Raw genomic sequence first — 26,228 nt, 5'->3', positions numbered from 1 at the left:
TTTACCAGGCCACGGGCCGTCCATCGGCTACCTGCGCACCCACTACCAGTGGGCGCGCAGGCCGATCTGGCCGGCGACATTCTTGTAGCCAGCCTGTCCACGCTGCAGACCGAAGTCGCCCCAGGCGGTCCAGCGCCCGCCCAACTGCAGCGATGCGCCGGCCTTGGCCTCATAGCGATCCTGCGGCAAGCCGCCCTCGATACGCTCGCCATCGAAACGCAGGCTGTTGTCGCCGGCGGCATGGATCCAGTTGACCGACACGAACGGCTGCACGCGGTTGCCGGCCTCGGTATTGGCATGCCCGAACACCCGCACGCCGACCCGGCGGGTCAATCCATCGGCATCGCTGCCGTCGATCACCGTACCATTGGCTTCCACATGGGTGTCGGCCTTGAAGCGGGTGTAACGCAGCTGCGCCTGCGGCTCGACAAACAGCGCCATGCGCTCGCCATCGGCAACCTGGAAGCCGTACCCTGCTTCAATCGAGGCGCTGCTGGCCTTGCTGTCGTAACGTTCCTTGGCCAGCGCATCGCCCTGCACGCTGTTCCTGTAGCGGGCATGGTTGGCCCATGCATCCACGTAGAGGCCCGTCGTAGCAGACGGATCCTGCAACCAGCTGCCGTACACGCCGATCGACTGCCCTTCCACCCTGCCCCGGGCCGAGTAACCGGTCAGCCGCGAAGTCACCGTGTTGTTGGCGCGGCCACTGCCCAGCATCACGCCGAGCTGGCCGCGGCTGCCCTCGCCCCAGGCCAATACATCGGTGCCCAACTGCAGCACATCGGTATCGCCATTGACGCTGAGCTGGTCGCCGATCACGCCATAGTCCGCCTGGTTGCGCGCCACCCGCGCCCAGGCGCCACGCTCGGACAGGCCCAGCGCGGTACCGCCGGTGCGATCGTGCAGCGCGATGTCGAACATGCCGGTGGCCGCAGCCTGGTGGGCCAGATAGGCGCCCGCTTCGGCACGCAGCACCGGGCCGGGCGCCTCGCACGCCGGCAGCGTCGGGTCGGCCAGGCACGGGTCGCCAGGGCGCAATACCTGCGAGCGCAGGTACCAATCGCCGTCATCAGGCTGGCGGGGGCTGCCGTTGAACAGGAAATATTCGTGCGCACCGCCCACCACGCGACCGGCCAGCTCAAACCGCGCATTGGACTGGCCGTCGATCTGGACAAGGCGAATGCCATCAACGGTCTGCGCGCCACTACCGCCTACGTTGTTGACGCGCAGACGTGCATGTCCGTCGGCGTCGCCACGGAGGCGGCGTCATCACCAGCCAGCACCACGTCCATCACAAGCTCACCACCGTCGGTGACGAAGTTGCCGTCCACATTGAACGTGCCCATCGTGCCCACGGCCGTACCCGGCGCGAGTATTGCCCCCGCGGCCAGTGTGACACCGCCGACCGTGCCAATCCCTTCCAGGCGTGCACCGGTGTCCACCCGAACATGGCTGCCGAGCCGGCCATTGACCTGCAATGCCCCCTCCCGCACCGTGGCGTCCTGGCCAAAGCCCGACGAATCAGCGCCCAGCACCAGCCGGCCGTGGTCGGTCTTGACCAGTTCACCGCTGCCCGCCAGCACCACATCCACCTGCGCCTGTACCCCGGCACCTCGCGCACTGCCATCACCGACCCGGATGATGTTGGTTGCTCCGTCCAGCACCAGCGTATCGCCGACCAGCCGATAGCCGTCGGTGACAAACTGCAGGCCGGTTGTCCCCACGATGCCCAGCGTGTTGTCCACCCGAACGCTGCCCGCGTTCCCTTGAAACACCGCAAAGCCCCCCTGCCAACGATCATTGGCGATGCCCCCTGCATCGGTCCAGTGCGGCTGACCCAGATCCCATACACCGTCGCCGCCATCCACCACTGCATTGGCCGGCGCGCCCGGCCCGTCCCAGAAGCCCAGTGCCACGCCGGCGGCATTGATCAGGTTCACCTGGCCAAGCACGCTGGTCTGCAATGACAATTGCGCCGGTGGGCTGCCGATCGGCATCGGCGCGATCTGCCAGCCCTGGTCATCCAACACGCCACCATAGTCGATCACCCGGTACAGGCCCGGGCCGAAGCCCCCCTCGTCGGTGACCTGCAGAACCCCGTCCAGTCGCACATCGCCATCGACCTGGAACACCGCCGCAGTGCCGGGCATTCCCAACCCCACCTCGGTGATGGCGGTACCGGCCAGCTGCAGCGACGCCATGCGCAGCGCCGCGCCTGCGGTACCACTCAACCGCCCACCATCGGCCACCTGCACCGCCCCCTGCAGCTGCCCACTGCCGCCCAGCCCGGCGCCGCCGGCCACCTGGAAGGACGGCGCCTGCAGGGTCGCGTCCAGCAGCCACAACCGGCCCTGGTCCACCGCGAGCGGGTCGAGGAAGGCGGCATCGCCAGCCAGCCGCCAGTCCACCCCGGCCATGCGCAGTGAGGTCCAGCCCAGCAACGCGGCATCCTCCTGCCCCACTCCCTGCAGCAGCACGCGATTATTGCTGCCGGTACTGAGCGCATCGCCGCCCAGTACCGAGCCGCTGTCCAGGGTCAGCAGCGTGTCATTGCCATTGATCCGCACGGCAGTGCCGGCGCTGCCCGTGATCGCGCCGGCGTTGTAGAGGCGGCCGGCGCTACCGGTGACATCCACGCCCAGCGTTCCCTCGATCAGCCCACGATTGTCCAGCAGTAGCGTGCCGGCGGTGTTGAGCACGCCAGCGCCGCCAGTGGCGCGGATGCTGCCGCTGTTGTCGACGATTGTTTGGCCGGCGCTCAGATAGAGGCCGTTCTGTCCACCAATCAGCTGCCCGCTATTGTGCACCTCGGCGCGCTGAATGCTCAGTAGCATCGCCGCAGTACCCAGGCTGCCTGAGCCGGCCTCGAGGATGCCGCTGTTGTCCAGCACCGCATTGCCGCCGCCGGATACATAGACCCCGCTGGAGGTGGCGCTGATCTGCTGCTGGTTGTCGAGGGTGTAATCGACATCGCTACCGCCAAAGGTAATGATCGAGATGCCGCTGGACACGCCGGCTATGACGCCACGCTGGACGATATCGACCTGTCCGGCCGCCTGCCGCTGCACGGCGATGCCGCTGCCGCTGCTGCCATCGCCCTGGATCACCCCGCTGTGCTGGATCGACAAAGCCCCGCCAAACGGATTCGGGTCGGCGGCTGCCTGGATTCCCCCTGCGTTACCGGTCAATTCGATACGACCGCTGGAGACAATCTGCACCGTGCCGCCGGCGTGCACATCGATGCCGAAGCTGCCGACACCGCCGACCTGGATCAGCCCGGCATGCTCTACCCGTGCGTCACTGCCTGCATTCCAGTCGCGCACCAGCACGCCGCTTTGCAAGTCATGCGGGGCGATGATGCTGGCTCCGGCTTCCACCGTGACCGCCAGAACACCCGCCGGCGTGGCCGATCCGGTGCCCGTCAGTACACCAATTCCCAGCGTGGTCTGCACACTGTTCGGCAGGGGGATGGCGCTGCTGGTATCGACCACCGTGCCACTGCGCACGGTGAGCGCCACCGAAGGGGCGGTATAAGTGATGCCATTGGCATAGGGGTTGCCGGACGGGTCGCAGACGACCACCCCGCCGGCGCCGCATTCCTCGGCGGCACTGGCGGCGACTGCAGGCAGCCCGGCCATGATCGCCAGTGCCAGTGCAAGCGGGGCCAGCGATGCTGCCCGGCACCGGCGCCATGTCCCAGCTGAATTCTGATCAACCCGTTTCATGGCGACTCTCCGGTTGTCGAGGGCGCAGCTTGGCCGCGAAGCACCACGTGCTTCATGGTGCAATCGCAGAACGAATGGCTGTAGAAGAGCAACGCACGCAACCAGCACAATCTGACCAGTATCGTGAAGGCAAAGTGATCCAGGCGGTCAGTCGTCGACCCGGCCCGGAAACGGCAAGGACTCCCGCACGAGCCCACCCGATGCAGCCGCGCCGTTTACCCGCTGGCGCATCCCGATCCGGCCATCAACCTCACGGTCGGCGCCATTGCTGCGGTGCCGGTCCTGCCCTACCGCTCAGCGAGGGTCCAACTGCCGCCGCGCGCCGGCGCAGCGGTTCCGCCCGGTCATTACGGCCATGAACCCGGCAAAGCACGCGCCCAGCCGCCTGGAAGCTCCTCCTTCCCCAGGTGTTCATGCTGCAGGGATCGCTCTTCAATGCCAACGACGAGGCTGCCGACGGCTGAATTACCAAGCGAACGGACATCAAGGCTGCAAAACGCATTGAACCTCAACAATCAATAGATAATTCCTCTCGATTTGGCGTGAGAACTTCACCACTTTTAGACGAGGGCAGCGCAATGCTGTAAGCACTCGGACGGGGGATGGTGGTTGCGGACACGACCGGGGAGGCGCGTCCGCCCTTTTTCTATTCCATCCCGGACATCAGCACGAACGGATATCCGAAACTGGTGCGTCCGTGAACGCTCCTTTTGATCGGAATTCACTGAACCGCCCTGCTATCGGGCGGCTTCGGGGCCCAGGGGGAAGCGTGGACAGGATGTATCTTTGCGTCGTACCCGTTCCGGGCGGTTGGGCGATACGGGGGGTGGCCTGCGCTGGCAGGAACTTGTACGCCACATGCAGTGACGCTGTACAGGAAGCGCAAAGACTGGCCCTGAGTCTGCATCGCCTCAGCCTGCGCCCCACCGGCGTACGAACGTTGACGGAATCAGAGGCCTGGCTCGAGAACATCCGCTTCGGGGAAAACTGAGCCTTAAACCCAGTGCATCGATGGGCCGCTAGGTGGTGGAACAGCATCAGCCAAGCTGGTCATAGGCAGCAAACGGCCCGGTACCTGGCCGCCATCTTTTCAGCGTTGACCGTATGATTCAGCCATCCGCCGGGTTGTAGCTTCCATGCAGACCAGGAGGGATTCATGAGAGCCCATTACAAAATCGCAATGGCAGTGCTGGGCATGCTGCTCAGCGCCCCTTGCAGTGCTCTGCAGAATGACTCGACCCGATGCTCGGAGTTGCTGAAGCTCCAAGGCGTTACGGGCGATGGCATTGCAGAGTACGGCTTCTGTTTCGTCCCTGCGCAATGCCCCGGAATCGCCCAGAAGATCCGGGCTTGCGGCCATGCCGTCGCTCGTATGCAGCTGAACAGGATCCTTGCGGCAGACGGCGGAGGCGACACGCTGCACGTCTTTCTGACCATTCCTGAGTTCGAGGATAGACTGGCGTTCGTGGGGCTTCCTGCCGACCTACGACCTGGCTTTCTCAAATCCAGATTCCCCGCCATGACCGGTCAGGACGAAAGCCGTAGCTTGCTCGCCATTGACGAGGCTGTAGAAAACTGTCTGGCATGCGATGCATGCCTGGTGATGAGCGTTCCGCGCGTTGAGGTGAAAGAGCCTGTCCCCATCCTTCTGACACATTCGAAACCCTAGCTTTCCATCAAAGCCTCATGCGAGCGAAGCCGGCACGCGGCCGCGCCGACCGGCTGCACGGCCGATCCCAGGCCAGATTCGACAGCGGTGCTAGTGTGTTTACGGTGCATCCAGTGTCCTTGCGAGTATTCGAAAGAACATGCAGGTACCGAATTGCGTCGGCCGCCATCGCATTGATTGAACCTGTTCCCGCCCAGACCGGTATCTCAGATCGCCACCAACGACAAGGGCTCCCGCAGGAGCCCTTGTCGTTATAGCTTGAATGCACTGTTTACCAGCTGGCACGCATCCCGATCCGACCGTTGACCTCACGGTAACCGCCGGCGCCCCGCTGCCAGCCCAGATCGCCCCAGGCGGTCCAGCGCCCGCCCAACTGCAGCGACGCACCAGCCTTGGCCTCGTAGCGATCCTGCGGCAAGCCGCCTTCGATACGCTCGCCATCGAAACGCAGACTGTTGTCGCCCGATGCGCGAATCCAATTGACCGCCACGAACGGCTGCACGCGGTTGCCGGCCTCGGTATTGGCATGCCCGAACACCCGAACGCCGACCCGGCTGGTCAATCCGTCGGCATCGCTGCCGTCAACCACAGTACCGTTGCGTTCCACATGCGTATCCGCCTCGAAACGGGTATAGCGCACCTGCAGTTGCGGTTCCACGAACAAAGCGACACTGCCACCGCTGGCGACCTGGAAGCCGTAACCGGCTTCGACCGAGGCACTGCTGGCCTTGCTGTCGTAACGTTCCTTGGTCAGCGCATCACCCTGCACGCTGTTCCTGTAGCGGGCATGGTTCGCCCACGCGTCCACATACAAGCCGGTGGTCACGGACGGATCCTGCAACCAGCTGCCGTACACGCCGATCGACTGCCCTTCCACCCTGCCCCGGGCCGAGTAACCGGTCAGCCGCGAAGTCACCGTGTTGTTGGCACGGCCACTGCCCAGCATCACGCCCAATTGACCGCGGGCACCGTCGCCCCAGGTGAATACATCGGTGCCCAACTGCAGCACATCGGTATCGCCGTTGACGCTGAGCTGGTCGCCAACCACGCCATAGTCGGCCTGGCTGCGCGATACCCGCGCCCAGGCGCCACGCTCGGACAGCCCGCGCGCGGCGCCGCCGGTGCGGTCATGCAGCGCGATGTCGAACATACCGGTTGCGGCAGCCTGGTTGGCCAGGTAGGCACCCGGCTCCGGGCGCAGCACCGGCACCGGCGGCAGGCACTGCGGCAGGGTCGGGTCGGCCAGGCACGGGTCCGGCCCACCCGGCAGTTCCGAGCGCAGGTACCAATCGCCATCATTCGGATCGGCCTTGCCGCCCTTGAACAGGAAATATTCGTACTGGCCGCCGACGGCGCGACCGGCCAGGTTGAATTCGCCATTGGAGGCGCCGGCGACCTGGATCAGCTGGATGCCGTTGATGGTCTGCGCGCCGGCGCCCCCCACGTTGTTGACCGCCACGTTGGTCTGGCCACTGGTGCTGCCGTTGACGATCAGCTTGTCGCTGGCCGAGGCGTCACCGCCCAGCACCGTGTTGAACAGCAGCGTGCCGCCGCTGCCGGTGTAATCACCGGAGACGGTCAGGGTATTGAACGCAGTACCGTCGCCCAGCGCGACCATGCCGCCGGCACCCAGCGCAAGCTGGCCGACATCGCTATTGCCGGTGAGCTGCCAGTGGCCGCCATTGCCGATGGTCGTGGTGGTGACGTTGTCGAAGCGGCCATTGATTCGGCCGCCGTCCTGCAGCGTGACATGGGCGAACGCGCCATCTGCCACCTGGATGTTGCCATCCAGCACGCTGGATTCGACCCGCAGATTCGCTACTGCGCCAGGTTGCCGATTGTTCAGCACGTCCAGAAGAATGCCATTGCCGGCAGCCACGGTCGTGCCATTGCGCAGGATGATGTCAGCCTGGCCAGTATTCGCCAACGTAGCTTCCACCACGATGGCACTGCCTGTACCGCTTTCGATACGAGAGCCGTCCACCAGGAGGCTGGCAGATGGGGAATGTTGGCTCCCCAGAGTGGTCTGCCACATGCGCACACCGGTGACATCGCCCTTGATCAGACTGCCGGCCAGCACCTCGGCGTTGCCGGCGTTGAGCTGCAGACCACCGCCGCCGTTGCGGGGAATGGTGTCATGGCCAATGATGGTCGTGCCAACGAAGGTGACATCGCTACCCACGACGACCGCCCCGCGGCTCAGGCCCTCGATATGGCTATTGGTGATCGTCGCCGACGATCGGACCGGGTCATTCACCTCGACCGTCGCGACAAAGCCATCGCTGACGGTCGATGTGATCCGGCTTCCGGTGACGGTCGCCGACGAATTCACCAGCTGAAGCGCAGAGTTGGAGCTGCTACCCGTATCAGACGTCACCGTAGCCCCGTTGAGCGCGATATGGGACTGGGACTCGGCACGGATCCTGGCGGTTTCCGCCCCATTCTCTACGATCAAGGTCGACGCGCCGGTGACCTCCCATTGGTCCACCGCATTGCCCGGCACCACCGTATGGGTTGAACCGTTGCTGACAGGGCGGGCGGAAGCCACCTGGGGCTGCAGCGCCAGCAAGGCCAGGCCGATGGCGGCGGTCAGGGTCGTGTGGGTGCGCAGGCGCGCACCGGAGCGGAAGGTGGGAGCGGTTTTCATGATGGAATCCGGAAGTAGAATTGACTGCAAACGGGGCGCATGCCATGCCAACGCGATCCAGGGCATGACCGGCCCAGGCAGCCAAGATAGAGGCGCCCTATTGACCGAGCCATGCAACTAATACGAAAGCGCCTTGCCTTGAATGACCGGCTGTCCTTGGATTCAGTTTTCCTTTCCAGCCCCATGAATGCCCCCAAGTATGTGAAGGGCGGATGATGTCTGGAGACGCACCACGTAAAAATCGTTCTGAGCACGAGCCGCCGCGCTGCCATGCCAAATCCGCTTGGGCGCTCCAGCGCTCACTCAACTGCAGCTCTGCCCGGCCCCTGAGTTCGTAGCGATTCTTGGGCAGATTTCCTGCCCGATGCTCGCCATCGAAGCGCAGGCTGTTGACGCCCCGGAGTCCGCTGGACTCCAAGGCGTTGTGGGGCAATGGCGCGGCTCAAAGCACGCCGCTTTTGGTTACCAGGTGCTACGCAGTCCGACCTGCCCGCTCACATCCTTGTAGCCACCATCGCCCCGCTGCAGGCCCAGGTCACCCCACGCCGTCCAGCGCCCGCCCAGCTGCAGCGAGGCACCGGCTTTGGCTTCGTAGCGGTTCTGTGGCACGCCACCCGCCAGGCGCTCACCATCGAAGCGAAGGGTGTTGTCGCTGGATTCGCGGATCCAGTTGACCGACACGAAGGGCTGCACGCGGTTGCCGACGTCGGTGTTGGCGTGGCCGAAGAAGCGCACGCCGACACGGCTGGTCAACCCATCTGCATCGCTGCCGTCGATGAGGGTGCCGTTGGCTTCGGTGTGATTGTCAGCGCTGAAACGGGTGTAGCTCAACTGCAGCTGCGGCTCGACGAACATCGCAACGCGTTCGCCATGGGCGATCTGGAAGCCATAGCCGGCCTCGACCGAAGCGCTGGTGGCCTTGCTGTCGTAGCGCTCCTTGCCGAAGGCCTGGCCCTGCACGCTGTTCTTGAACTGTGCATGGTTGGCCCAGGCATCCATGTACAGCCCGGTGGTTGCAGACGGATCCTGCAGCCACGTCCCGTAGATGCCGATCGCCTGCCCTTCGACCTTGCCCTTGGCCGAGTAACCGGTCAGGCGCGAGGTCACTGTGTTGTTGGCACGACCGCTGCCCAGCATCACGCCCAGCTGGCCGCGGGCGCCCTCGCCCCAAGTGAATACATCGGTGCCCAACTGCAGCACATCGGTATCGCCGTTGACGCTGAGCTGGTCGCCAACCACGCCATAGTCGGCCTGGCTGCGCGACACCCGCGCCCAGGCGCCACGCTCGGACAGCCCGCGCGCGGCGCCGCCGGTGCGGTCGTGCAGCGCGATGTCGAACATGCCGGTTGCGGCAGCCTGGTTGGCCAGGTAGGCGCCCGGCTCCGGGCGCAGCACCGGCACGCACTGCGGAAGATTCGGGTCGAGCTTGCATTGCTCCGGAAGCGTGATCAGGCAGTCGGGGCTGCTCGGGTCGGCGAGACAGGGATTGGGGCCACCCGGCAGTTCCGAACGCAGGTACCAGTCGCCATCATTCGGGTCGGCCTTGCCACCCTTGAATAGGAAATATTCGTACTGGCCGCCGACGGCGCGACCGGCCAGGTTGAATTCGCCATTGGAGGCGCCATCGACCTGGATCAGCTGGATGCCGTTGACGGTCTGCGCGCCGGCGCCACCCACGTTATTGACCGCCACGTTGGTCTGGCCGCTGGTACTGCCATTGACGATCAGCTTGTCGCTGGCCGAGGCGTCATCGCCAAGCACGGTGTTGAACAGCAGGGTGCCGCCGCTGCCGGTGTAATCGCCGGTGACGGTCAGGGTGTTGAACGCAATGCCATCACCCAGTACGACATTCGCGCCGGTGCCCAGTTCAAGTGCACCTACGTCAGAGTCGCCCGTCAGAGTCCAGCGCCCGCCGCTGGCAAGCGTCAGGCTGTCGACATTGGTCATCCGACCCAGCAACGAAGCGCTGTTGCGCAACGTCACAGCGGCAGTCGCACTGTCGCTGACAGCGATATTGCCAACGATATCGCTGTTGTCCGCTGTAAAGTCCACCACGCTGCCGTTGATGACTTCCAGCGCGTTGCCGTTAGCCCCGATCAATTGGCTCCTATTCTGCACGGTAATCACGCTGTTGGCGCGGCCAGCATCGTATCCTTCGATCATGCCAACGTTGATGGCACTGCCTGAAGTGCTGCGAATGGTAGAACCATCAATGGCTACAACAGAGTCTCGCGAAATGACGTTCATGGCGTCGAAGTACGAGATGATCTGGAGACCGGCACGCTCGCCCATCACCTGGCTACTCGTGATCACGGAGTTCCCTGCACTTTGAAGGATGCCCCAGCCTTCGGTCCCAACCACGGTGGAGTCGCTTAAGCGCAGGCCGCCGGTAGTCAGATCAGCTCCGCCCAGGTAGCTGATACCGCTGATGCCGGAGATCACACTGTTGTCTGAGATGGTAAGCAAACCCGAAGCGCCGGATACAACTGCCCAGCCATTCGGGTTCCCGGCCGTTCGCCCCGTGGTGACGGCGCCCCCGGCGATGGTGATCTGCGATGCGCGGTTGCCCTGAATGGATATCGCCTGCGCGCCAGGCGCCATGATCAGGTTCGCACCCTGACCCACGTCACCCACCCTCCACTCTTCGGCAACATCGCCTGGATTGATGGTGTGGGAGCCACCCGGCGGCACGGTGCCAGCGATAGCGGAGGCTGCACTGGAAGCCAGTACCAGACACACCACAAGCGCCATGGCATTGCGACGGAACGGGAGGGAAGAGAGTGAGGTCTTGGAGGAGGCGCGCATGGCTAGGCCTTTTAAATAAATGATCAAGGGGCCGGCTCTCGGTGCACCCGGAGGGTTCGCAGGGAGAGCCGGCACGGCGCCGAAGATAGAGATGCCCTATCGCTACAGATATGCAACAAGTACGAAAACCCAGACACACACCCCATTCCACACCGTCCCATTCAGCCAAACCGGCACCGCAGGCGTATACATCCGCGCGACCAGATGATGCGGATGTGAATCGCCCCCCGCCCCTCCCGGCCTGATGCGATCTTCCGTGACCGGACGGCCTACTGGACGCCAAGCACCCTTCCACCCCCACTTTCGTAACAGTTGCATGGATTCCAGCGCGCTGGCCGACGAGCATGCACGGCCTGTTTCAGGCGTTCGACGCCGCACCTGGATTCCCCATGCACCCTCTTTTTCCCTGCCTGTTCCTGCTGGCCGCACTGATATGGCCGGTAGCACCGACCATGGCAACGCCGGCCGCCGGCTCCTCCATTGAAACCCTCGCCGCGCAGCCGCCCACCGAACCCAAGGACGAAGCGGCCAGAATCGACGCGGCCCCGTGGCAGCACGGCCCGCTTACGCTGCTGCTGGCTGCCGAGGTCACCTTGGATATCCCTGACGGCCACGCCTACCTCGCCCCGGCCGATGCCGCCGCGTTGTTCGGCATGGCCTTCGAGCCGGGCATGCCGGGGCTGATCCGGCGCGGCGGTGACGAACTGCCGGTGAGCGTGTCCTGGCTGCAGACCGGCCACTACCCCGCCAGTTCCCTGCAGATCGACCCCGAGGTCACCCTCGATGCACTGCGGGCAGCCAAGGTGCAGAACATCATTCCGGTCGGCATGAACCCCGAGCAGCACCGGCAGTTCTTCGCGCGACCAAGTTGGCACGTACCACCCGCGTTCGACCCGGCCACGCATACTTTCACGTGGGCGCACAGCATGCTGCAGGGCGAGGGTGTGGATGCCCGGGTGCTGCGCCTGGGCCGCGACCGGGTGGTCAGCTTCCACGCGCTGACCTCCCGCGCCAACGCCGATGACACGATGCGCGCCCTGGCCCGGCTGGCACAGGGCGTGGCCTTCGTCCAGGGCCATGACTACCCCGACGCCACCGCACAGATACCGATCGCCCGTGCCACCATCACCCAGTGGATTGCAGGCGGGCCGACCATGATGCAGCAAACCCTCGCGCTGCATGAGGCGCGGCAGGTCAGCGGCGGCAGTGGTCGCTGGCGCGGCCTCTCGCTTTCCCAGGCCATATTCGTGATGTGCCTCGTCCTCACGCTGATGATCGGCAGCTATCTACAGAAACACAGCACTGCCACCGGACGGCGCGACCGGACCAGCAGCTGGCTGCAAGGTGCACCGCAACTGGTACTGGCCAACGGCATGCAGTTGACCCCGCCAGACCATGCGACCTGCCAGCTGCTGGACGACGCCGTGCCGGAACCGGAGGGCCGCGCCTGGAAGTGCGCTTCCCTGCAATGCGATGGGCTGTCCTACGAGGTGTATGCCGCCACCCCCGGTGCCTTCGACGGCACACAGACCAGGATCGATCCGGCGCAGACGCTGGTGCTGCTGCAGCGGCGCGTGGATGCCGCCGCCGGCCCGCGCGCCGCGCGCAGCCGCCTGGCTTGGCAGCATGCGCCGGCCTACGATGCGCAACAGCAGCTGCTGGGCTGGTCGTACGCCGTCAACGGCGGCGTGCTGCATGTGGGAGGCGCGCTGCGGCTCGGCCGCACCGCGCTGTTGGCCGTGTACTGGACCGCGCCGGCCGCCCGCGCCGGCGAGGCCTACGCCATGGCCCGGGCGATGGCCGGCAGCACCCGCTTTGCCGCCGGCCAGGACCACGCCGATATACAACCAGGCGACCGGCAGGCCAGCGGCCCGCTGCAGCAATGGGTGGTCGACGGCCGTCCGGACTGACCTCCACCCCACTGCGACGCAATGTCGCAGCCCGCGCGCGCGGCGGCTTGACCAATGTCATGGCCGCCGCGCGGCGCCAGGCCGATCCTGAGCTGGACACGACGTCGGCGGTGCCAGTGCCCCGCCCCACCTGCCCCGCTCCAAGGAACCTGCCATGCACTACGCCCCTGACAACGCCCAGCTGCTGACCGCCCTGCAGAACGTGATGGTGATCTCCACCACCGACCTGCAGGGCAACATCACCTATGCCAACGACCTGTTCTGCACGCTCACCGGCTTCCAGCGCGAAGAGCTGATCGGCCAGCCGCACAGCATCGTGCGCCATCCGGACGTGCCCAAGGCGGTCTACAAGGACATGTGGGACACCATCAAGGCCGGCAACAGCTGGACCGGGATCGTGCCGAACCTGGGCAAGGGCGGCGTGCTGTACGTGGTCGATACCACCGTGCAGCCGCTGTTCGACGCCGACGGCAAGATCCGTTCGTACATCAGCATCCGCCGGGTGGTGAACGATTTGATGAGCAACTTCGACGCGGTGGAGTTCAGCAAGGAAAAGTTCGACGACTTCTACGCCGCGGCCTGACCATGGCCCTGCCGATTCAACGCGTGCTGGTCGGCTACGGCTCCGAGTCCGGCAACGCCCGCGCCCTGGCCCAGCGCCTGGGCGCGTTCCCGGCCCTGCAGGCGTTCGCCCCGCAGGTGCTGCCCTTCAACGCCATCGACGTGGCCTCGCTGGGCACCGGCGATGTGCTGCTGGCGCTGTCCAGTTCGTTCGGCGACGGCGAGCCGCCGGCCAATACCGAGCAGTTCGCCCAAGCCCTGCGCCAGGCCCCGGCGCTGCCGGGCCTGCGCTATGCGGTGTTCGGCCTGGGCGACACCGGTTACCCGCAGTTCTGCGGTTTCAGCAAGGCGCTGGACGCACTGCTGGGCGAGCGCCAGGCCACGCCGATCCTGCAGCGGGTCGACGCCGACGCCGGCTACGCGCAGTTCTTCGAGCGCTGGGCACCGGTGCTGGGCGAGGTGCTGGCCGGGCGCGTGGAGGCCGGCCGCGACCTGTGCCTGCAGGTCACCGCCTATGGGCAGGACCATGCGTTCAACGCGCCTATCCTGTCGCGGCGCCGGCTCAACGGCAGCACCCCGGCCGCCTGGCACCTGGAGCTGGACCTGCGCGGCAGCGGCATCGCCTACCGCGCCGGCGATACCCTGCACGTGGTGCCCGGCAACGACCCGGCGCTGCTGCAGGCATTGGCGCGCTGGTACGGCCAGGACGAGGCGGTTGGGCTGCTGGCCGGCAAGGAACTGCGCCTGCCCGGCAAGGGCGTGCTGCGCGAGATCGCCCGGCGCGGCGGCAGCGAGACCTTGAAGGGGCTGCTCAAGACCAGCCAGCGCCAGGCGCTGGACGCCTATCTGCACGGCAGCGACGTGCTGGACGTGCTGCACGACCACGCCAGCCCGGACACCCTGCCGCTGGCCACACTGGTGGAGCTGCTGTCGCCGTGCCTGCCCCGCGCGTATTCAATCGCCTCGCCGGCCGGCGCCGACACCGCCGCGCTGTGCATCCGCGAAGTGCGTTATATCCGCAACGGCCGTGAGCGCCGCGGCACCGCCACCGGCTGGCTGCTGGACGGCGATGGCAGCGCACGGGTGTATTGCCGCTCCAACCCCGGCTTCCATCTGCCGGCCGATCCGCACTGCCCGTTGCTGCTGGTCGGCACCGGTACCGGCATCGCGCCGCTGATCGGCCTGCTGCAGGAGCTGCACGCCAACGATGATCGCCGCGAGGTCTGCCTGGTGTTCGGCGAGAAGCACCGCCAGCACGATTTCCTGTACCGCGAGCAGTTGCAGGACTGGCAGGCGCAGGGCCGGCTGGGCACGCTGCATACCGCGTTCTCGCGCGACGGCCAATGCAAGTACTACGTGCAGGATGCGTTGGCCGAGCATGCCACGCAGGTCCGCGGCCTGCTCCAGCGCGGCGCGCACCTGTACCTGTGCGGCAACAAACAGCACCTGGAAGGCGCGGTGCAAGAGGCGGTCAACCGGCTGCTGCCCGGCCCGGATGCCGACATTACCGCCTGGGGCACGCTGCAGGCACAGGGCCGGCTGCACTGCGAGCTGTACTGACTCAGCCGGCGTCGCCGGCCTCGGCGCTGCTGGCCAGCGCGGCCAGCCGCTGCGGCTGCAACAGCTGGATCTCGCGCTGGCTGACCGCGATCACGCCCTCATCGATGAGCCGGCGCAATACCCGGCTGGCGGTCTCCGGCGCCATGCGCAGGTAGTTGGCGATCTCCACCCGGGTCATGCCCAGGTTCAGGCGCGTGGCCGAGAAACCCCGCCGTGCATAGCGCTCGGACAGGTCCAGCAGGAACGCGGCGATGCGCGTGTCGGCGCGGTGGTTGGCACCCAGCAGCGCCGCCTTGCCGATCTCGGCGCTGAGCAGGCTGAACAAGCGCGCCTGCAGGCCCGGCATGCGCGTGGCCAATACGCTCATCTTCGGGAACGAGAACCGGCACAGGTACACCGTGTCCAGCGCCACCGCGCTGCATGGGTAGCGCGCGCCATGGATGGCGTTGAGCCCGATCACTTCGCCAGGCAGGCTGAAACCCAGCACCTGCTCGTTGCCTTGGCTGTCTTCGACAAAGGTCTTGACCATGCCGGCACGTACCGCGGCGATCGCATCGAAGGCATCGCCGACCCGGAACAGGGTGTCGCCGGCATGGAACGGGCCGACGTGGTCGACCAGCACGTGCAGCTCGGCCAGGGCGCTCTTGTCGTAGCCCTGCGCGGTGCACGCATCGGAAAACGCGCAGGTGCTGCAGAAACGCAGTGCATCGCCGTCGTCGGCCGCGGCCGGGTTGGGCGTGGCCGAGGGGTTCGCGCTGCGGCGCGGCGACGAGGGCGGCATCATCGCCGGATCACGCCGCAACGGCGTGCGCGCGGTTCACCGCTGCGCCAGCGCATGGTCGAGCCCGGCGCATACCGCCGCCACCTGCGCGTCATTGCACTGCTGTGCGGTGGTGCGCGGGCTGTCCGGGTAGACCTCGGTGGTGGTGGCATAGCGCGCGTCGGTGAAGCCGGCGCAGGCGCCAATCGAGCGCGACTCGCCCCAGACCACCCCGGGCGACTGCAGCGGCATGCCGATCAGCTCGCCTTTGGCATCGGCCGGGGCGATATGGGTGATTTTCTCCACCGCGGCGATCAGTGCCTGCTGGAACGCCGGCTGCGGGTCTTCGCTGTTGCCGATCACATAGAAGCCATCGGGAATGATCTCCGGTTCCAGCGGCTTGCCGTCGCGGGCGCAGCGCGCCGGATCGAATTCGTGGGCGTCGCTGTCGGTGGTTTCGTGCAGGTCCAGGTGCACCAGCAGCGCATCGCCACGCGCGGCTATCCAGCGCATCAGCGCGGCGGCCTCCTCGATCAGCCCACCGTCACGGAAGCTGCGGTTGGGGTCGATCGCATCGGGGTTCCAGCGCTGGATACGCTCGTAGCCCCACGGGCTCACGCACGGCGCCACCACCAGGTTGATGCGCCCGGCATAGGCGCGTGCATGCTGCTCCAGGAACTGCAGCGCGCCATGCACGCCGCTGGTTTCATAGCCGTGCACGCCGCCGGTGACCAGCGCGGTGGGCAGCGCCGGATCATGGTTGCGGTTGACCACGGCAAACAGCGGGTAGTGGTCCGGGGCGTAGTCCAGCTGGCCGTACTGCACCACCTCCAGCGCATCGTCCAGCCGCCCCAGCGCGGCGATGACATCGTCGTGGTAGCTGCGCTGGCGCTGTTGTGCCGCCCGCCACCGCGCACGCTCGGCCTCGCCCCAGGGCTGGCCGGGGGTGCCGATCGGATAGAAATGGGTGTTGGCCATCAGGAACTCCAAAGCCGTGATCGGTACCGGGCGCCGCCGCTATAGACGTGCTCCCCCGGTGGCCAGTCATTGTAGCCCCGCAGGCCCAAACCCTGCCGTTCATGGCGCAATAGTAGCCACCCGCAGCACCACTGCTGCGCGCGGCACTACTGTGGCTGCAACAGCTTCTGCACGGCATCGTGGGTCAGCACCTGCGGCAGCAACACGCCGTCGTCCTGGCCGCGGTACAGCACGTACAGCGGCACGCCCGGCGCATTGTGCTGCTGCAGGAACTGGCCCACCTGCGAATCGCTGTTGGTCCAGTCGGCCTTCATGTATACCGTGCCGGTGGACACCAGCAGCTCGCGGAAACGCGACGTACCCAGGACTGTCTGCTGGTTGGCGATGCAGGTGATGCACCAGTCGGCGGTGACCGCCACCAGGACCTGGCGGCCTTCCTTGCGCGCCTGGGCCAGGTCGCGCGGCGAGTACGCGGTGGCACCGGCCAGCTGCGAGGGCGCGCCGGTGGCCGCTTCCGGTGCCGGCACGCGATGCACGACCGACAGCGACAGCAGGCTGACCAGCACCACCGCCGCACCCAGCCCGCGCCGCCAGGCCTGGCTGCGCCAGCGGCCCTGCTCGAACAGCCACAGGCCCAATGCCAACACCACCATGGCCGCCAGCATCATCGCGGCCGCGTCCATGCCCTTCTGCTTGCCCAGCAGCCACACCAGCCAGACGGCAGTGAGCAGCATCGGGTAGGCCAGCAACACTTTCAGCGTTTCCATCCACGCGCCCGGGCGCGGCAGCCAGCGCGCCAGCCGCGGCACGAAGCCGACCAGCAGGAACGGCAAGGCCAAGCCCAGCCCCAGCGCGATGAACACCGCCAGCGCCGCAGCCGCCGAGGCGCCGAACGCGTAGGCCAGCGGTGGGCCCATGAACGGGGCCACGCAGGGGCTGGCCACCACGCAGGCCAGCACCCCGGCCCAGAAATCGCCGGCGTAGCCGCGCTTGGCCAACAGTTTCTGGCCGCCCTGCCCCACCGCGCCACCCAGGGTGAACATGCCGGCCAGGCTCAGGCCGACCAGCACCATCAACCAGGCCAGCGCCGCCACGAACACCGGCTGCTGCAGCTGGAATCCCCAGCCGAGCACGTTGCCGCCGGCACGCAGCGCAATGATCAGCAGGCCGATCAGTGCGAACGACAGCACCACCCCGGCGGTATAGGCCAGCGCATGCCGCCGCGCCTGGCCGGGGGCGGCACCGGCGTCGAGCAGCGACAGTACCTTCAACGACAGCACCGGCAATACGCACGGCATCAGGTTCAACACCAGCCCGCCCAGTACCGCCAGCGCGAGGATCAGCGGCAGGCCGCCGGCCAGCGGGGCCAGGTCGGCGGGCACGGCGGCGTGAGCCTGGCTGCTGGCCAGCAGCAGGAAGGGAAGCAGCAGCCGGCGCGCGGCAGGACGGGAGCAGAGCATGGGCATTCCTGTGGGATCGCGGCGTGCCCGGCAGCGCCGCGCGCCCGGGCCAAAGCCAATCGATCAAGCTAGACATCGCCGCAGCCGATGTCTTTACAACTTTTCGTAAAAATGGGGGTGTTGTGGTTCCCATAGCGTCGGGCTCTGCCGTTTCGGTAGTGCCGGCCGCTGGCCGGATGCGGTTGCTTTTCCGCTTCGCGGATGAGCTCAACGTCAACAGCTTTCGTGCCCCTTCGGGGCGCGAGTCACCTTTCTTTGCTCGTGCAAAGAAACGTAACCCAAAGAAAGCACGCCCCATCCGCGATCCGGCGGGCTGCGCCCGCCGGTGCCCTGCGCTTCTCGCGTCGGCAAGGGACGGTGCGGAACTCGCTGCGCTCAGACACCCGCACCTCTTCGCCCTTGCCGCCGCTGCGATGCTCGGCTCGCTCCAAGGGGGAGGTGGATCAAGATCACAAGCAACTGCAACTGCAGCCGGGCAGAGCCCGAGTCTACGCGCCAGCGGAGTCGATCGATCGTGCCCTTCCCGGCACCAACCAACCGCTCGGTAGCGCTGTCTGCAATGCCTGTTCGATGATGCCGGCCAGGTGCGTGGCCGGGGCGCTGGTGTGCTGCGGCGCCCGGTGCAGGGCCAGGCCCAGCGACGGCAACGGCGGCAGGCCATGCGTACCGGGGGACAGTGCACGCAACGTGGCCGGCAGCCCGATTGGCGTGCGCAGCGCGAAACCGAGGCCGGCGGCGGTGGCCGCCCACAAGCCGCCCAGGCTGGGGCTGACGAAGGCCAGCCGCCAGGGGATGCCGTGTCGGTCCAGCGCCTCGCAAGCCAGCGTGCGCATCAGGCACGGCGCCTCCAGGGCGATCAGCGGCAGCGGCTCGCCGCTGTTGCGGTGCCATTGCGGGCCGCCGTCGGCCGCGCCCAACCAGCACAGCGGTACTACGGCGATCCGCGCCGCCGCGGCATTGCCCTCGTCCCAGGTCAGGGCCAGGTCGAGCTGGCCGCCGGCCACCTTGTCCAGCAGCTCGGCATTGCGCGCGATCCGGCCCTCGATGCGTACCTGCGGGTGGGCCTGTGCGAACTGCCCGAGCACCTGCGGCAGCACGCTTTGTCCGAAGTCCTCCTGGATGCCCAGCCGCACCCAGCCCTGCAGCGGCTCGCGGCGCAACGCGGCGATGGCTTCATCGTTGAGACCGAGCAGGCGTCGTGCGTAGGGCAACAGCGCCTCGCCCGCGCCGGTCAGGCCCAGCCCGCGACCGGCACGTTGCAGCAACGGTGCCCCGACCTGCTCCTCCAGCTTTTTCAGCTGGGCGCTTACCGCCGAGGTGGAGCGGCCCAGGCGGTCGGCGGCACGCGCATACGAGCCGGCGTCCAGGCCGGTCACGAAACTGCGCAGCGCATCCAGGTCGAGATTGGTCAGGCGCATGGAACCATCCTGTATATCGGGATTATGGATCCCGAATAATCTGATTTTCAGGATGACTCGGGCAGGCGAGAGTACACCTCCCTTGTCCACTTTGGGAGCATCCCATGCCCTTTACCCGCATCTCGCTACTTGCCGGCCGTTCGCCGGCCTACCTGCGCGCGCTCACCGATGCGCTGGACCGCGCCCTGGTCGACAGCTTCCAGGTGCCCCCGCACGACCGCTTCGTGGCCGTGCACCAGCACGCGCCCGGCGAACTGCTGTTCGACCGCGACTATCGTGGCGGCCCGCGTTCGGACCAATACGTGCTGTTCCATATCACCACCGGCAAGCCACGCAGCCCCGCCACCAAGGCGGCGTTCTACCGGCGACTGGTCGATGAGCTGGAGCGGGCACCGGGCATTCCCACCCAGGATGTGATGGTGGTGATCGCCGAATCGGGCTGGGAAGACTGGTCGTTCGGCGGCGGCATCTCGGCCGCCGATGACAGCGCGGCAACGCCATGATCGCCATGCAATACAGTTTTGCGCTGGCCGACGACCACGCCATGGCGCAGATCGACCGCCGCATCGCCGACAAGGCCCCGCAGTTCGATGGGTATTCGCAGTTGCGCATGAAAGCCTGGCTGACCGCGCGCCGGCAGCCGGACGTGCATGGCAGCGTGCACCTGTACGCGCCGTTCTATCTATGGGCGTCGCCGCAGGGCCAGACCGACTTCCTCGCCAGCCCGGCGTTTGCCACGCTGTGCCGCGATCTGGGGCGGCCGGCGGTGCAGACCTGGTTGCCGTGGCATACCGAAGTGACGCCGGGGCTGGCGCAGGCGCGCCATGCCAGCCGCACCATTACTGCCATCGCGGCCGATACGGATCTGGCGGCGCTGCGCGCGCAGGCCGCTGGCCAGGCGCGCGAGGCAATCGCGCGCGGCGCGCTGGCGGTGGTAACCGGCTTCGATCCTGCCGGCTGGACGCAGTTGTGCGTGCAGTTGTGGCGGCAGGCCCCTGCGCTGCAGGATCCGGCAGCGCAGGTATATGCGGTCGGGCATGTGTCGCTGCCGGCCGCGTGAATGCAAGGTGGGAAACAGGGCGTTGGCGTGGCCACGCAAGCCACGGCGCCCTGCTTCCCGGCTGCGGGGCCAATCCCTGGTCCAATCCCGCAGCAACGCTACTGTGCCTGCAGCGCACGCCGGGGTCCATGCGAGTATTCGTAAAATCGCGCTGATATCGGAAAAATTCAGTACGCGCCATGCGGATCGAAACTGTTCATCCCCGCCCAGCACGGCAGATTGCCGCATACAACAAGGGCTCCCGCAGGAGCCCTTGCTGATATATCCGGCCGCGCCACTTACCAGCTGGCCCGCATCCCGATCTGGCCGTTGACCTCACGGTAGCCGCCGTTGCCGCGCTGCCAACCCACATCGCCCCACGCACTCCAGCGCGAGCCCAGCTGCAGCTGCGCGCCGGCGCGGGCTTCGTAACGATCCTGCGGCAGGCCGCCGGCCAGTTGCTGCCCGTCGAAACGCAGGCCGTTGTCGCTGGATTCGCGGATCCAGTTCACCGCCACGAACGGTTGCACGCGGTTACCTGTGTTGGTGATGGTGTGGCCAAACACGCGCACCCCCATACGACTGCTCAGGCCGTCGGCGTCGCTGCCATCGATCACGGTACCGTTGCGTTCGGTATGGCGATCGGCGCGGTAGCTGCTGTAACGCAGCTGCAACTGCGGCTGCACGAACACGGCCAGCGCGCCGCGCTCGGCGATGCTGAAACCATAACCGGCTTCGACCGAGGCACTGTTGCTGCGGCTGTCATAGCGTTCCCTGGTCAGCGCATCGCCCTGCACGCTATTGGTAAAGCGCGCATGCTGCAGCGCGCCGCCTACGTACAGGCCGGTGGCGCCGCCCGGCGCCTGGCTCCAGTCGGCATAGACGCCCACCGCCCGCCCGTCGACCTTGCCACGGGCGCTGTAGCCGGTCAGCTGCGAGGTGCTGGTGCTGCTGGCGCGGCCACTGCCCAGCATCACGCCGAACTGGCCACGCGCGTCTTCGCCCCATGACAGCAGATCGGTGCCCACCTGCAGCGCCGAGGTGTTGCCCTGCACGCGCAGCTGGTCGCCGACCGCACCGTAACGCGCCTGGCCGGCACTGACCGCCGCCCACGCACCGCGCGCACCATCGCCCTGCGCGCCACTGCGCTGGCGGTCCTGCGCGCCCATCCCGAACATGCTGCGCGCCGAGCGCTGGTTGGCCAGGTACGCACCCGGTTCCGGCCGCAGCACCGGCACCGGCGGCAGGCACTGCGGCAACGACGGATCGATCTCGCACTGCTCGGGCAGGGTGATCACGCAGCCCGGCGCCGCCGGGTCGGCCGCACATGGGTCGGTCACCGGCTGCAGCGCCGAGCGCAGGTACCAGTTGCCGTCGTTGGGATCGGCGCTGCCGCCCTTGAACAGGAAGTACTCGTACTGCCCGCCCACCGCGCGGCCTTCAAGTTTGAAATCGGCCGCGGAAACGCCGTCGACCTGAATCAACTGGATGCCGTCCACGGTCTGCGCGCCGCGCCCTCCGAGGTTGTTGACCACAACCGCACCGTGGCCGGCGGTGTCACCCTGTACCCACAACCAGTCGGTCGGCGAGGTGTCATCGCCCAGCGCGCTGTCGAACACCAGGGTGCTGTCGGTGATATCCAGGTTGCCGCGCACGGTGAGCGCATCGCCCACGCTGCCGGCACCGAGCAGCAAGGTGCTGCCGTTGTGCAGGCCCAGCGCATCCACCTGCGACTGGCCCCAGGCATCCCAGCGGCTGCCGTCCAGCTGCATGTCCAGGCGCGAGGTGTCATCGGCGAATGCGCTGCCCTGCAGCTGCGAACCACGCGCCTGCAGGTCGATCTGGCCACCGTTGCGCGCCTGCGCCAGGCCCTGCCCGGCCGCCACCCGCACATCGCTGTTGTCCAGGCGCAGCTGCAACCCGGCGCCGTTGTCGGCCACCAGCGCCTGCGCGCCGCGGCCGATCAAGGTCGAATCGGTGGCATCGACCTGGCTGAAGCTGTCGGCTTCCCCGGCGAACAGCACCGCATCGCCGCCGTCGAGCACGCTGCCGGCGGTCAGGCTCAGGGTGTTGTCCTTGCCGCGCAGGAACTGCACGGCATGGCTCTGCGCCGAGCGCACCCGCGCATGCTGCATGCGCACGGTCGCGCCGATGCCGTCGGGCGTGCCGTTGTCTTCATAGCCGGCCAGGATGCCGACGCTGCCGGCGCCATGGGTGTTGACCGTGGTGTTGGTCAGGCCCAGATCGGCGCGATAGACCACGCCCGGCCGCCCGCCGATGCTCCAGCGCATCGAGCGCGCATGCACGCCATGGGCGCCTTCGCCGGTAGTTTCCACGATGGCGTCATCCATGCCGACGATGCCGCCCATCATGTGCACGCCGACCGAGCCCTGGCCACTGGTCTGGATCTGCGAACCCAGGAAATCGACTTTGTTGACGCCGCTCACGCTCATGCCATGCGACTGCTCGCCGGAGGTGGTCACGCTACTGTCGCGTACGGTGATCATGCCCACCCGGTTCAATTCGCCGGTGCTGCTGTCGAAGGTGGTCCAACTGAACAACAGGCCAGAAGCCTTGTTGCCCTGGGTGACGACGTCCGAGCTTTCGATCACCGCGTCGTAGACCACGCCGTTGTTGTAGTACTCCCCGCCGTAATAAGACACCGCAGCCATCTTTTCTCCGGTGGTGAGCACTTGCGTGCGCTCCATACGCAGGTTGCCACGGTCGACGCTCACCGCCCCCCACGTGCCATCTGCCACTTGGTGATTGATGACTTTGGAGTCATAGACTTCGGCATGGCCATAGGTAACCGGCCATACCTTCTCCACTTCGTCGTCGCGGATGATCACGGTCTCGGCCGCGAAGGCTGCTGCAGGCAACAGGGAGGCGGCCAGTGCGGCGCCGACGGCCAGGCACAGCGCATTGCTGCGCAGGGAGGAGGTAGTCATCTGATGGAGATCCTGAGACGGGGCAATGGGCCAGGAGCGACAACCGGCCCGGCGATGCGGGCATCCGGCATGTTCCGGAGCGGCGGTCCAACGGGCGTACCCTGAAAGGCGTGCCTGGCTCCTGCGAGGTGCGCATTCTCCGGATTGCTGCATTCACGCCTATACAACTAGTACGAAAACCCGGATGACGCTGAAAGCGTTCATGTTTCGTAAATTCCGGGCGGAGGCGACAACAACCGCAGCCGGACGCACACCCCGAAAAAAAGGGGCCGGTTGCCCGGCCCCTGCTCCTTACTGTTGTAGCGCAGGCCGCTACACCGACGCGGCCACTTCATACCCATTGAAACGCATGTCGCTGGACGCGCGCCCCTGGGTCAGCGAACGCAGTGAGGTGGTATAGCCACCAAGCCGGGCCAACGGTGCATAGCCCAGCACTTCGGCCTGCCCATCCTGGTCCTCGATCGAGGCCACCCGCCCACTGCGGCGGTTGAGGTCGCCGACCACATCGCCGACGTTGCCCGACGGTGCGTGGATGGCGATCTCCATCACCGGCTCCAGCAGCTGCGTGCCCGCCTGGGCCAGCGCCGCTTTCACCGCTTCACTGCCGGCACGATGGAAGGCCATGTCCGAGGAGTCCTTGACGTGGGTCTGGCCGTCGACCAGGGTCACCTCGATCCCGACCACCGGATGGCCCAGCGGACCTTCGCCCAATGCCGCACGCACGCCCTTCTCCACCGCGTTGACGAACCCGCGCGGGATCGCACCGCCCACGGTGCGGTCGACGAAGCTCACCTCGCCATCCTCACGCGGCGCCACATCGATCAGCACCTGGGCGAACTGGCCCTGGCCACCGGTCTGCTTGGCGACCTTGCCTTCCACCCGCTGCACTGCACGCTTCGGCGTCTCCTGATAGGCCACGCGCGGCTGGCCGGTGTGGACGTTGACGCTCCATTCCGTGCGCAAGCGCTCGACCATCACCTCCAGATGCAGCTCGCCCATGCCCCAGATCAGGGTTTCACCGCTTTCCGGATCGGTCTCGACACGGAACGACGGATCCTCCTGCGCCAGGCTGGCCAGTCCCTGGCTGATGCGGATCAGGTCCGAGGCCTTCTCCGCCGTCAACCGCCATGCCAGCACCGCATGCTGCGCCTGGATCGTGTCGAGCAGCAGCGGGCGCGAGGGCGCACTCAGCGTTTCACCGCTGACGGCATCCTTCCAGCCCAGCACCGCGACGATGTCACCGGCCACGGCCTGCTTGATGTCGTGGGTCTGATCGGCCTGCACCCGCACCAGGCGGCTGACGCGTCGCCCGTGTGCATGCTGCGAGCTGGCCAGCGCGTCGCCCACCTTCAGCGTGCCCGAATACACCCGCACGAAGCTCAGTGCACCGTGGTTCTGGTGCGTGATCTTGAACAGCAGCGCCGCGAGCGGACCATCGGGATCAGGGGGCAGCAGCAGATCGTTGCCGTTCTCGGTGGCGACCACCGCCGGCCGATCCAGTGGCGACGGCAGATAGTCGACCACGGCATCGAGCAACGTTTCCACGCCCTTGCTCTTGAACGCCGAGCCTGCGAGCACCGGTACGCCGGCACCGGCCAGGGTGCCGCGACGGATCGCCGCGCGCAGCTGCGCGTTGTCGATTGCCGCGCCTTCCAGCCACGCCTGTGCCAGCACGTCGTCGGCATCGGCCACGGCCTCGATCAGCGCCTCGCGCTGCGGCATCCACTGGGCCGCCTCTTCGGTCGTCCAGGCATGACGCAACGCCGTGCCCTTGTCGTCCCAGTGCACGGTGCTGCGGTCGACCAGGTCCACCCAGCCGTTGAACTGGCTTTCGGTCCCGATCGGCACGCCGAGCGCCCACGGTGTGGCCCGCAGCTTCTCGCGCAGTTGCGCGAGCACGCGTTCGAACGCAGCACCGGTGCGGTCCATCTTGTTGACGAAGGCGATCAGCGGCACCCCGTGGCGACGCGCCTGGCGCCAGACCGATTCGGACTGGGGCTGCACGCCATCCACGGCGGAGAACACCGCCACCGCGCCATCAAGCACGCGCAGGGAACGCTCCACTTCGATCGCGAAATCGATGTGGCCGGGGGTGTCGATCAAGGTCAGGTGGTGGATCGGCTGGTCGCGCGGCGCCCAATGCGCCTGCACGGCGGCCGCGCCGATGGTGATGCCGCGCTCGCGCTCGATCGCCGAGAAATCGGTGGTCGCCGCGCCGTCGTGGACCTCGCCGACGCGATGGATCTCGCCGGTTTTCCACAGCAGGCGCTCGGTGAGCGTGGTCTTGCCGGCGTCGATGTGGGCAATGATGCCGAGGTTGCGCCGGAGGGACAGGGTCTGGGTATGGGTGTTCATGGGATAGGTCTCGCTGCCAACATCGGGGAGCCGCACGCCGCCGTTGGCTAACGGGCGTGCGGCCAGGTTTGGGGCTCGGCGGTCTGGTGCATGGCACGTTCTCCTTTGCGGTGTTCTGGAGCAGGGAAGGAAGTCAAACGCGGAAACGAAAAGAGCGCCCGGTGGGCGCTCTGTCTGGGGTCGTTCAGGGTCACCGGTTGCCGGTCAACCGCCTGAGGAGCCGCAGGGCAGACGCGCCCGTACCGCGCTTGCGCGGGTGCGGGTAAAAAACGTCAGGAGCGGCATCGAAGTCATGGCGGCAGGTTCGGGGTGATGCGCGCATTCTAGACCTCGCCACGCGGCATGCAAGCGATCATTGGCACCACGGACAGAACACTGCGTGGTTTTTCACCA

General features: G+C 66.8%; 16 protein-coding genes. 6 read left to right on the top strand and 10 right to left on the bottom strand.

All coding sequences use genetic code 11. The annotated features are described in order from the left end of the window. Positions 1-42: 42 nt before the first annotated feature. Entirely contained in the window at positions 43-1,230 is a 1,188-nt protein-coding gene (locus AC3ITM_RS09670; RefSeq protein WP_489270072.1) for an autotransporter family protein, read from the bottom strand. Continuing rightward, positions 1,212-3,833: a beta strand repeat-containing protein gene (locus AC3ITM_RS09665; RefSeq protein WP_489269962.1), complete on the bottom strand. Its 2,622-nt coding sequence runs from the start codon at positions 3,831-3,833 to the stop codon at positions 1,212-1,214. The genes AC3ITM_RS09670 and AC3ITM_RS09665 overlap by 19 nt, the downstream gene beginning before the upstream one ends. A gap of 1,048 nt (positions 3,834-4,881) precedes the next feature. Between AC3ITM_RS09665 and AC3ITM_RS09660 the strand changes: the two genes are divergently transcribed. Further along, positions 4,882-5,394, top strand: coding sequence for a hypothetical protein (locus tag AC3ITM_RS09660; protein ID WP_489269961.1), 513 nt, complete (start codon positions 4,882-4,884; stop codon positions 5,392-5,394). 271 nt (positions 5,395-5,665) lie between these two features. Here the strand turns inward: AC3ITM_RS09660 and AC3ITM_RS09655 are convergent, their stop codons facing one another. Continuing rightward, positions 5,666-8,107: an autotransporter family protein gene (locus AC3ITM_RS09655; RefSeq protein WP_489269960.1), complete on the bottom strand. Its 2,442-nt coding sequence runs from the start codon at positions 8,105-8,107 to the stop codon at positions 5,666-5,668. A gap of 396 nt (positions 8,108-8,503) precedes the next feature. Continuing rightward, on the bottom strand, positions 8,504-10,846 hold the full coding sequence (locus AC3ITM_RS09650) for an autotransporter family protein (protein ID WP_489269959.1): 2,343 nt from the start codon (positions 10,844-10,846) through the stop codon (positions 8,504-8,506). 389 nt (positions 10,847-11,235) lie between these two features. Between AC3ITM_RS09650 and AC3ITM_RS09645 the strand changes: the two genes are divergently transcribed. The 3 genes from AC3ITM_RS09645 to AC3ITM_RS09635 all read left to right on the top strand — a co-directional run bounded on the left by AC3ITM_RS09645 (position 11,236) and on the right by AC3ITM_RS09635 (position 14,877). After that, on the top strand, positions 11,236-12,756 hold the full coding sequence (locus AC3ITM_RS09645) for a DUF2167 domain-containing protein (protein ID WP_489269958.1): 1,521 nt from the start codon (positions 11,236-11,238) through the stop codon (positions 12,754-12,756). 154 nt (positions 12,757-12,910) lie between these two features. Beyond that, entirely contained in the window at positions 12,911-13,339 is a 429-nt protein-coding gene (locus tag AC3ITM_RS09640) for a PAS domain-containing protein (RefSeq protein ID WP_489269957.1), read from the top strand. 2 nt (positions 13,340-13,341) lie between these two features. Continuing rightward, positions 13,342-14,877 carry a diflavin oxidoreductase gene (locus AC3ITM_RS09635; RefSeq protein WP_489269956.1) on the top strand — a complete coding sequence of 512 codons (1,536 nt, stop codon included), beginning with the start codon at positions 13,342-13,344 and terminating at the stop codon, positions 14,875-14,877. 1 nt (position 14,878) lies between these two features. Here AC3ITM_RS09635 and AC3ITM_RS09630 read toward each other — a convergent pair whose 3' ends face one another. The 4 genes from AC3ITM_RS09630 to AC3ITM_RS09615 all read right to left on the bottom strand — a co-directional run bounded on the left by AC3ITM_RS09630 (position 14,879) and on the right by AC3ITM_RS09615 (position 19,493). Continuing rightward, complete coding sequence (locus AC3ITM_RS09630) at positions 14,879-15,658, bottom strand: helix-turn-helix domain-containing protein (RefSeq protein ID WP_489270071.1); 780 nt, start codon at positions 15,656-15,658, stop codon at positions 14,879-14,881. Positions 15,659-15,694: 36 nt separating this feature from the next. Further along, entirely contained in the window at positions 15,695-16,615 is a 921-nt protein-coding gene (locus tag AC3ITM_RS09625) for a M14 family metallopeptidase (RefSeq protein WP_489269955.1), read from the bottom strand. Positions 16,616-16,761: 146 nt separating this feature from the next. Then, a complete protein-coding gene (locus tag AC3ITM_RS09620; protein WP_489269954.1) occupies positions 16,762-18,075 on the bottom strand; it encodes a protein-disulfide reductase DsbD family protein in 1,314 nt (437 codons plus the stop codon). A gap of 488 nt (positions 18,076-18,563) precedes the next feature. Beyond that, positions 18,564-19,493 carry a LysR substrate-binding domain-containing protein gene (locus AC3ITM_RS09615; RefSeq protein WP_489269953.1) on the bottom strand — a complete coding sequence of 310 codons (930 nt, stop codon included), beginning with the start codon at positions 19,491-19,493 and terminating at the stop codon, positions 18,564-18,566. Positions 19,494-19,597: 104 nt separating this feature from the next. Between AC3ITM_RS09615 and AC3ITM_RS09610 the strand changes: the two genes are divergently transcribed. Both AC3ITM_RS09610 and AC3ITM_RS09605 read left to right on the top strand, forming a co-directional pair. Further along, positions 19,598-19,996: a tautomerase family protein gene (locus AC3ITM_RS09610; protein WP_489269952.1), complete on the top strand. Its 399-nt coding sequence runs from the start codon at positions 19,598-19,600 to the stop codon at positions 19,994-19,996. A 5-nt stretch (positions 19,997-20,001) separates the two neighbouring features. Beyond that, positions 20,002-20,553 (top strand): DUF4865 family protein, encoded by a 552-nt coding sequence (locus tag AC3ITM_RS09605; RefSeq protein WP_489269951.1) that lies wholly within the window; start codon positions 20,002-20,004, stop codon positions 20,551-20,553. A 278-nt stretch (positions 20,554-20,831) separates the two neighbouring features. Here AC3ITM_RS09605 and AC3ITM_RS09600 read toward each other — a convergent pair whose 3' ends face one another. Together AC3ITM_RS09600 and fusA are read right to left on the bottom strand one after the other, a co-directional pair. Then, positions 20,832-23,480, bottom strand: coding sequence for an autotransporter family protein (locus AC3ITM_RS09600; protein ID WP_489269950.1), 2,649 nt, complete (start codon positions 23,478-23,480; stop codon positions 20,832-20,834). A gap of 312 nt (positions 23,481-23,792) precedes the next feature. Next, on the bottom strand, positions 23,793-25,835 hold the full coding sequence (fusA, locus tag AC3ITM_RS09595; protein WP_489269949.1) for an elongation factor G: 2,043 nt from the start codon (positions 25,833-25,835) through the stop codon (positions 23,793-23,795). Positions 25,836-26,228 lie beyond the last annotated feature (393 nt).

It is taken from the genome of Stenotrophomonas sp. KH_029 (assembly GCF_057839765.1).
This window is presented reverse-complemented; position numbering and strand designations above follow the sequence as displayed.

What these genes read in the sequence shown, in the direction of transcription:
- AC3ITM_RS09660 (WP_489269961.1), top strand. Translation starts at nt 4,882, where the DNA reads ATGAGAGCCCATTACAAAATCGCAATGGCAGTGCTGGGCATGCTGCTC.
- AC3ITM_RS09655 (WP_489269960.1), bottom strand. Translation starts at nt 8,107, where the DNA reads ATGCCCTGGATCGCGTTGGCATGGCATGCGCCCCGTTTGCAGTCAATT.
- AC3ITM_RS09650 (WP_489269959.1), bottom strand. Translation starts at nt 10,846, where the DNA reads ATGCGCGCCTCCTCCAAGACCTCACTCTCTTCCCTCCCGTTCCGTCGC.
- AC3ITM_RS09645 (WP_489269958.1), top strand. Translation starts at nt 11,236, where the DNA reads ATGCACCCTCTTTTTCCCTGCCTGTTCCTGCTGGCCGCACTGATATGG.
- AC3ITM_RS09640 (WP_489269957.1), top strand. Translation starts at nt 12,911, where the DNA reads ATGCACTACGCCCCTGACAACGCCCAGCTGCTGACCGCCCTGCAGAAC.
- AC3ITM_RS09635 (WP_489269956.1), top strand. Translation starts at nt 13,342, where the DNA reads ATGGCCCTGCCGATTCAACGCGTGCTGGTCGGCTACGGCTCCGAGTCC.
- AC3ITM_RS09630 (WP_489270071.1), bottom strand. Translation starts at nt 15,658, where the DNA reads ATGCCGCCCTCGTCGCCGCGCCGCAGCGCGAACCCCTCGGCCACGCCC.
- AC3ITM_RS09625 (WP_489269955.1), bottom strand. Translation starts at nt 16,615, where the DNA reads ATGGCCAACACCCATTTCTATCCGATCGGCACCCCCGGCCAGCCCTGG.
- AC3ITM_RS09620 (WP_489269954.1), bottom strand. Translation starts at nt 18,075, where the DNA reads ATGCTCTGCTCCCGTCCTGCCGCGCGCCGGCTGCTGCTTCCCTTCCTG.
- AC3ITM_RS09615 (WP_489269953.1), bottom strand. Translation starts at nt 19,493, where the DNA reads ATGCGCCTGACCAATCTCGACCTGGATGCGCTGCGCAGTTTCGTGACC.
- AC3ITM_RS09610 (WP_489269952.1), top strand. Translation starts at nt 19,598, where the DNA reads ATGCCCTTTACCCGCATCTCGCTACTTGCCGGCCGTTCGCCGGCCTAC.
- AC3ITM_RS09605 (WP_489269951.1), top strand. Translation starts at nt 20,002, where the DNA reads ATGCAATACAGTTTTGCGCTGGCCGACGACCACGCCATGGCGCAGATC.
- AC3ITM_RS09600 (WP_489269950.1), bottom strand. Translation starts at nt 23,480, where the DNA reads ATGACTACCTCCTCCCTGCGCAGCAATGCGCTGTGCCTGGCCGTCGGC.
- fusA (WP_489269949.1), bottom strand. Translation starts at nt 25,835, where the DNA reads ATGAACACCCATACCCAGACCCTGTCCCTCCGGCGCAACCTCGGCATC.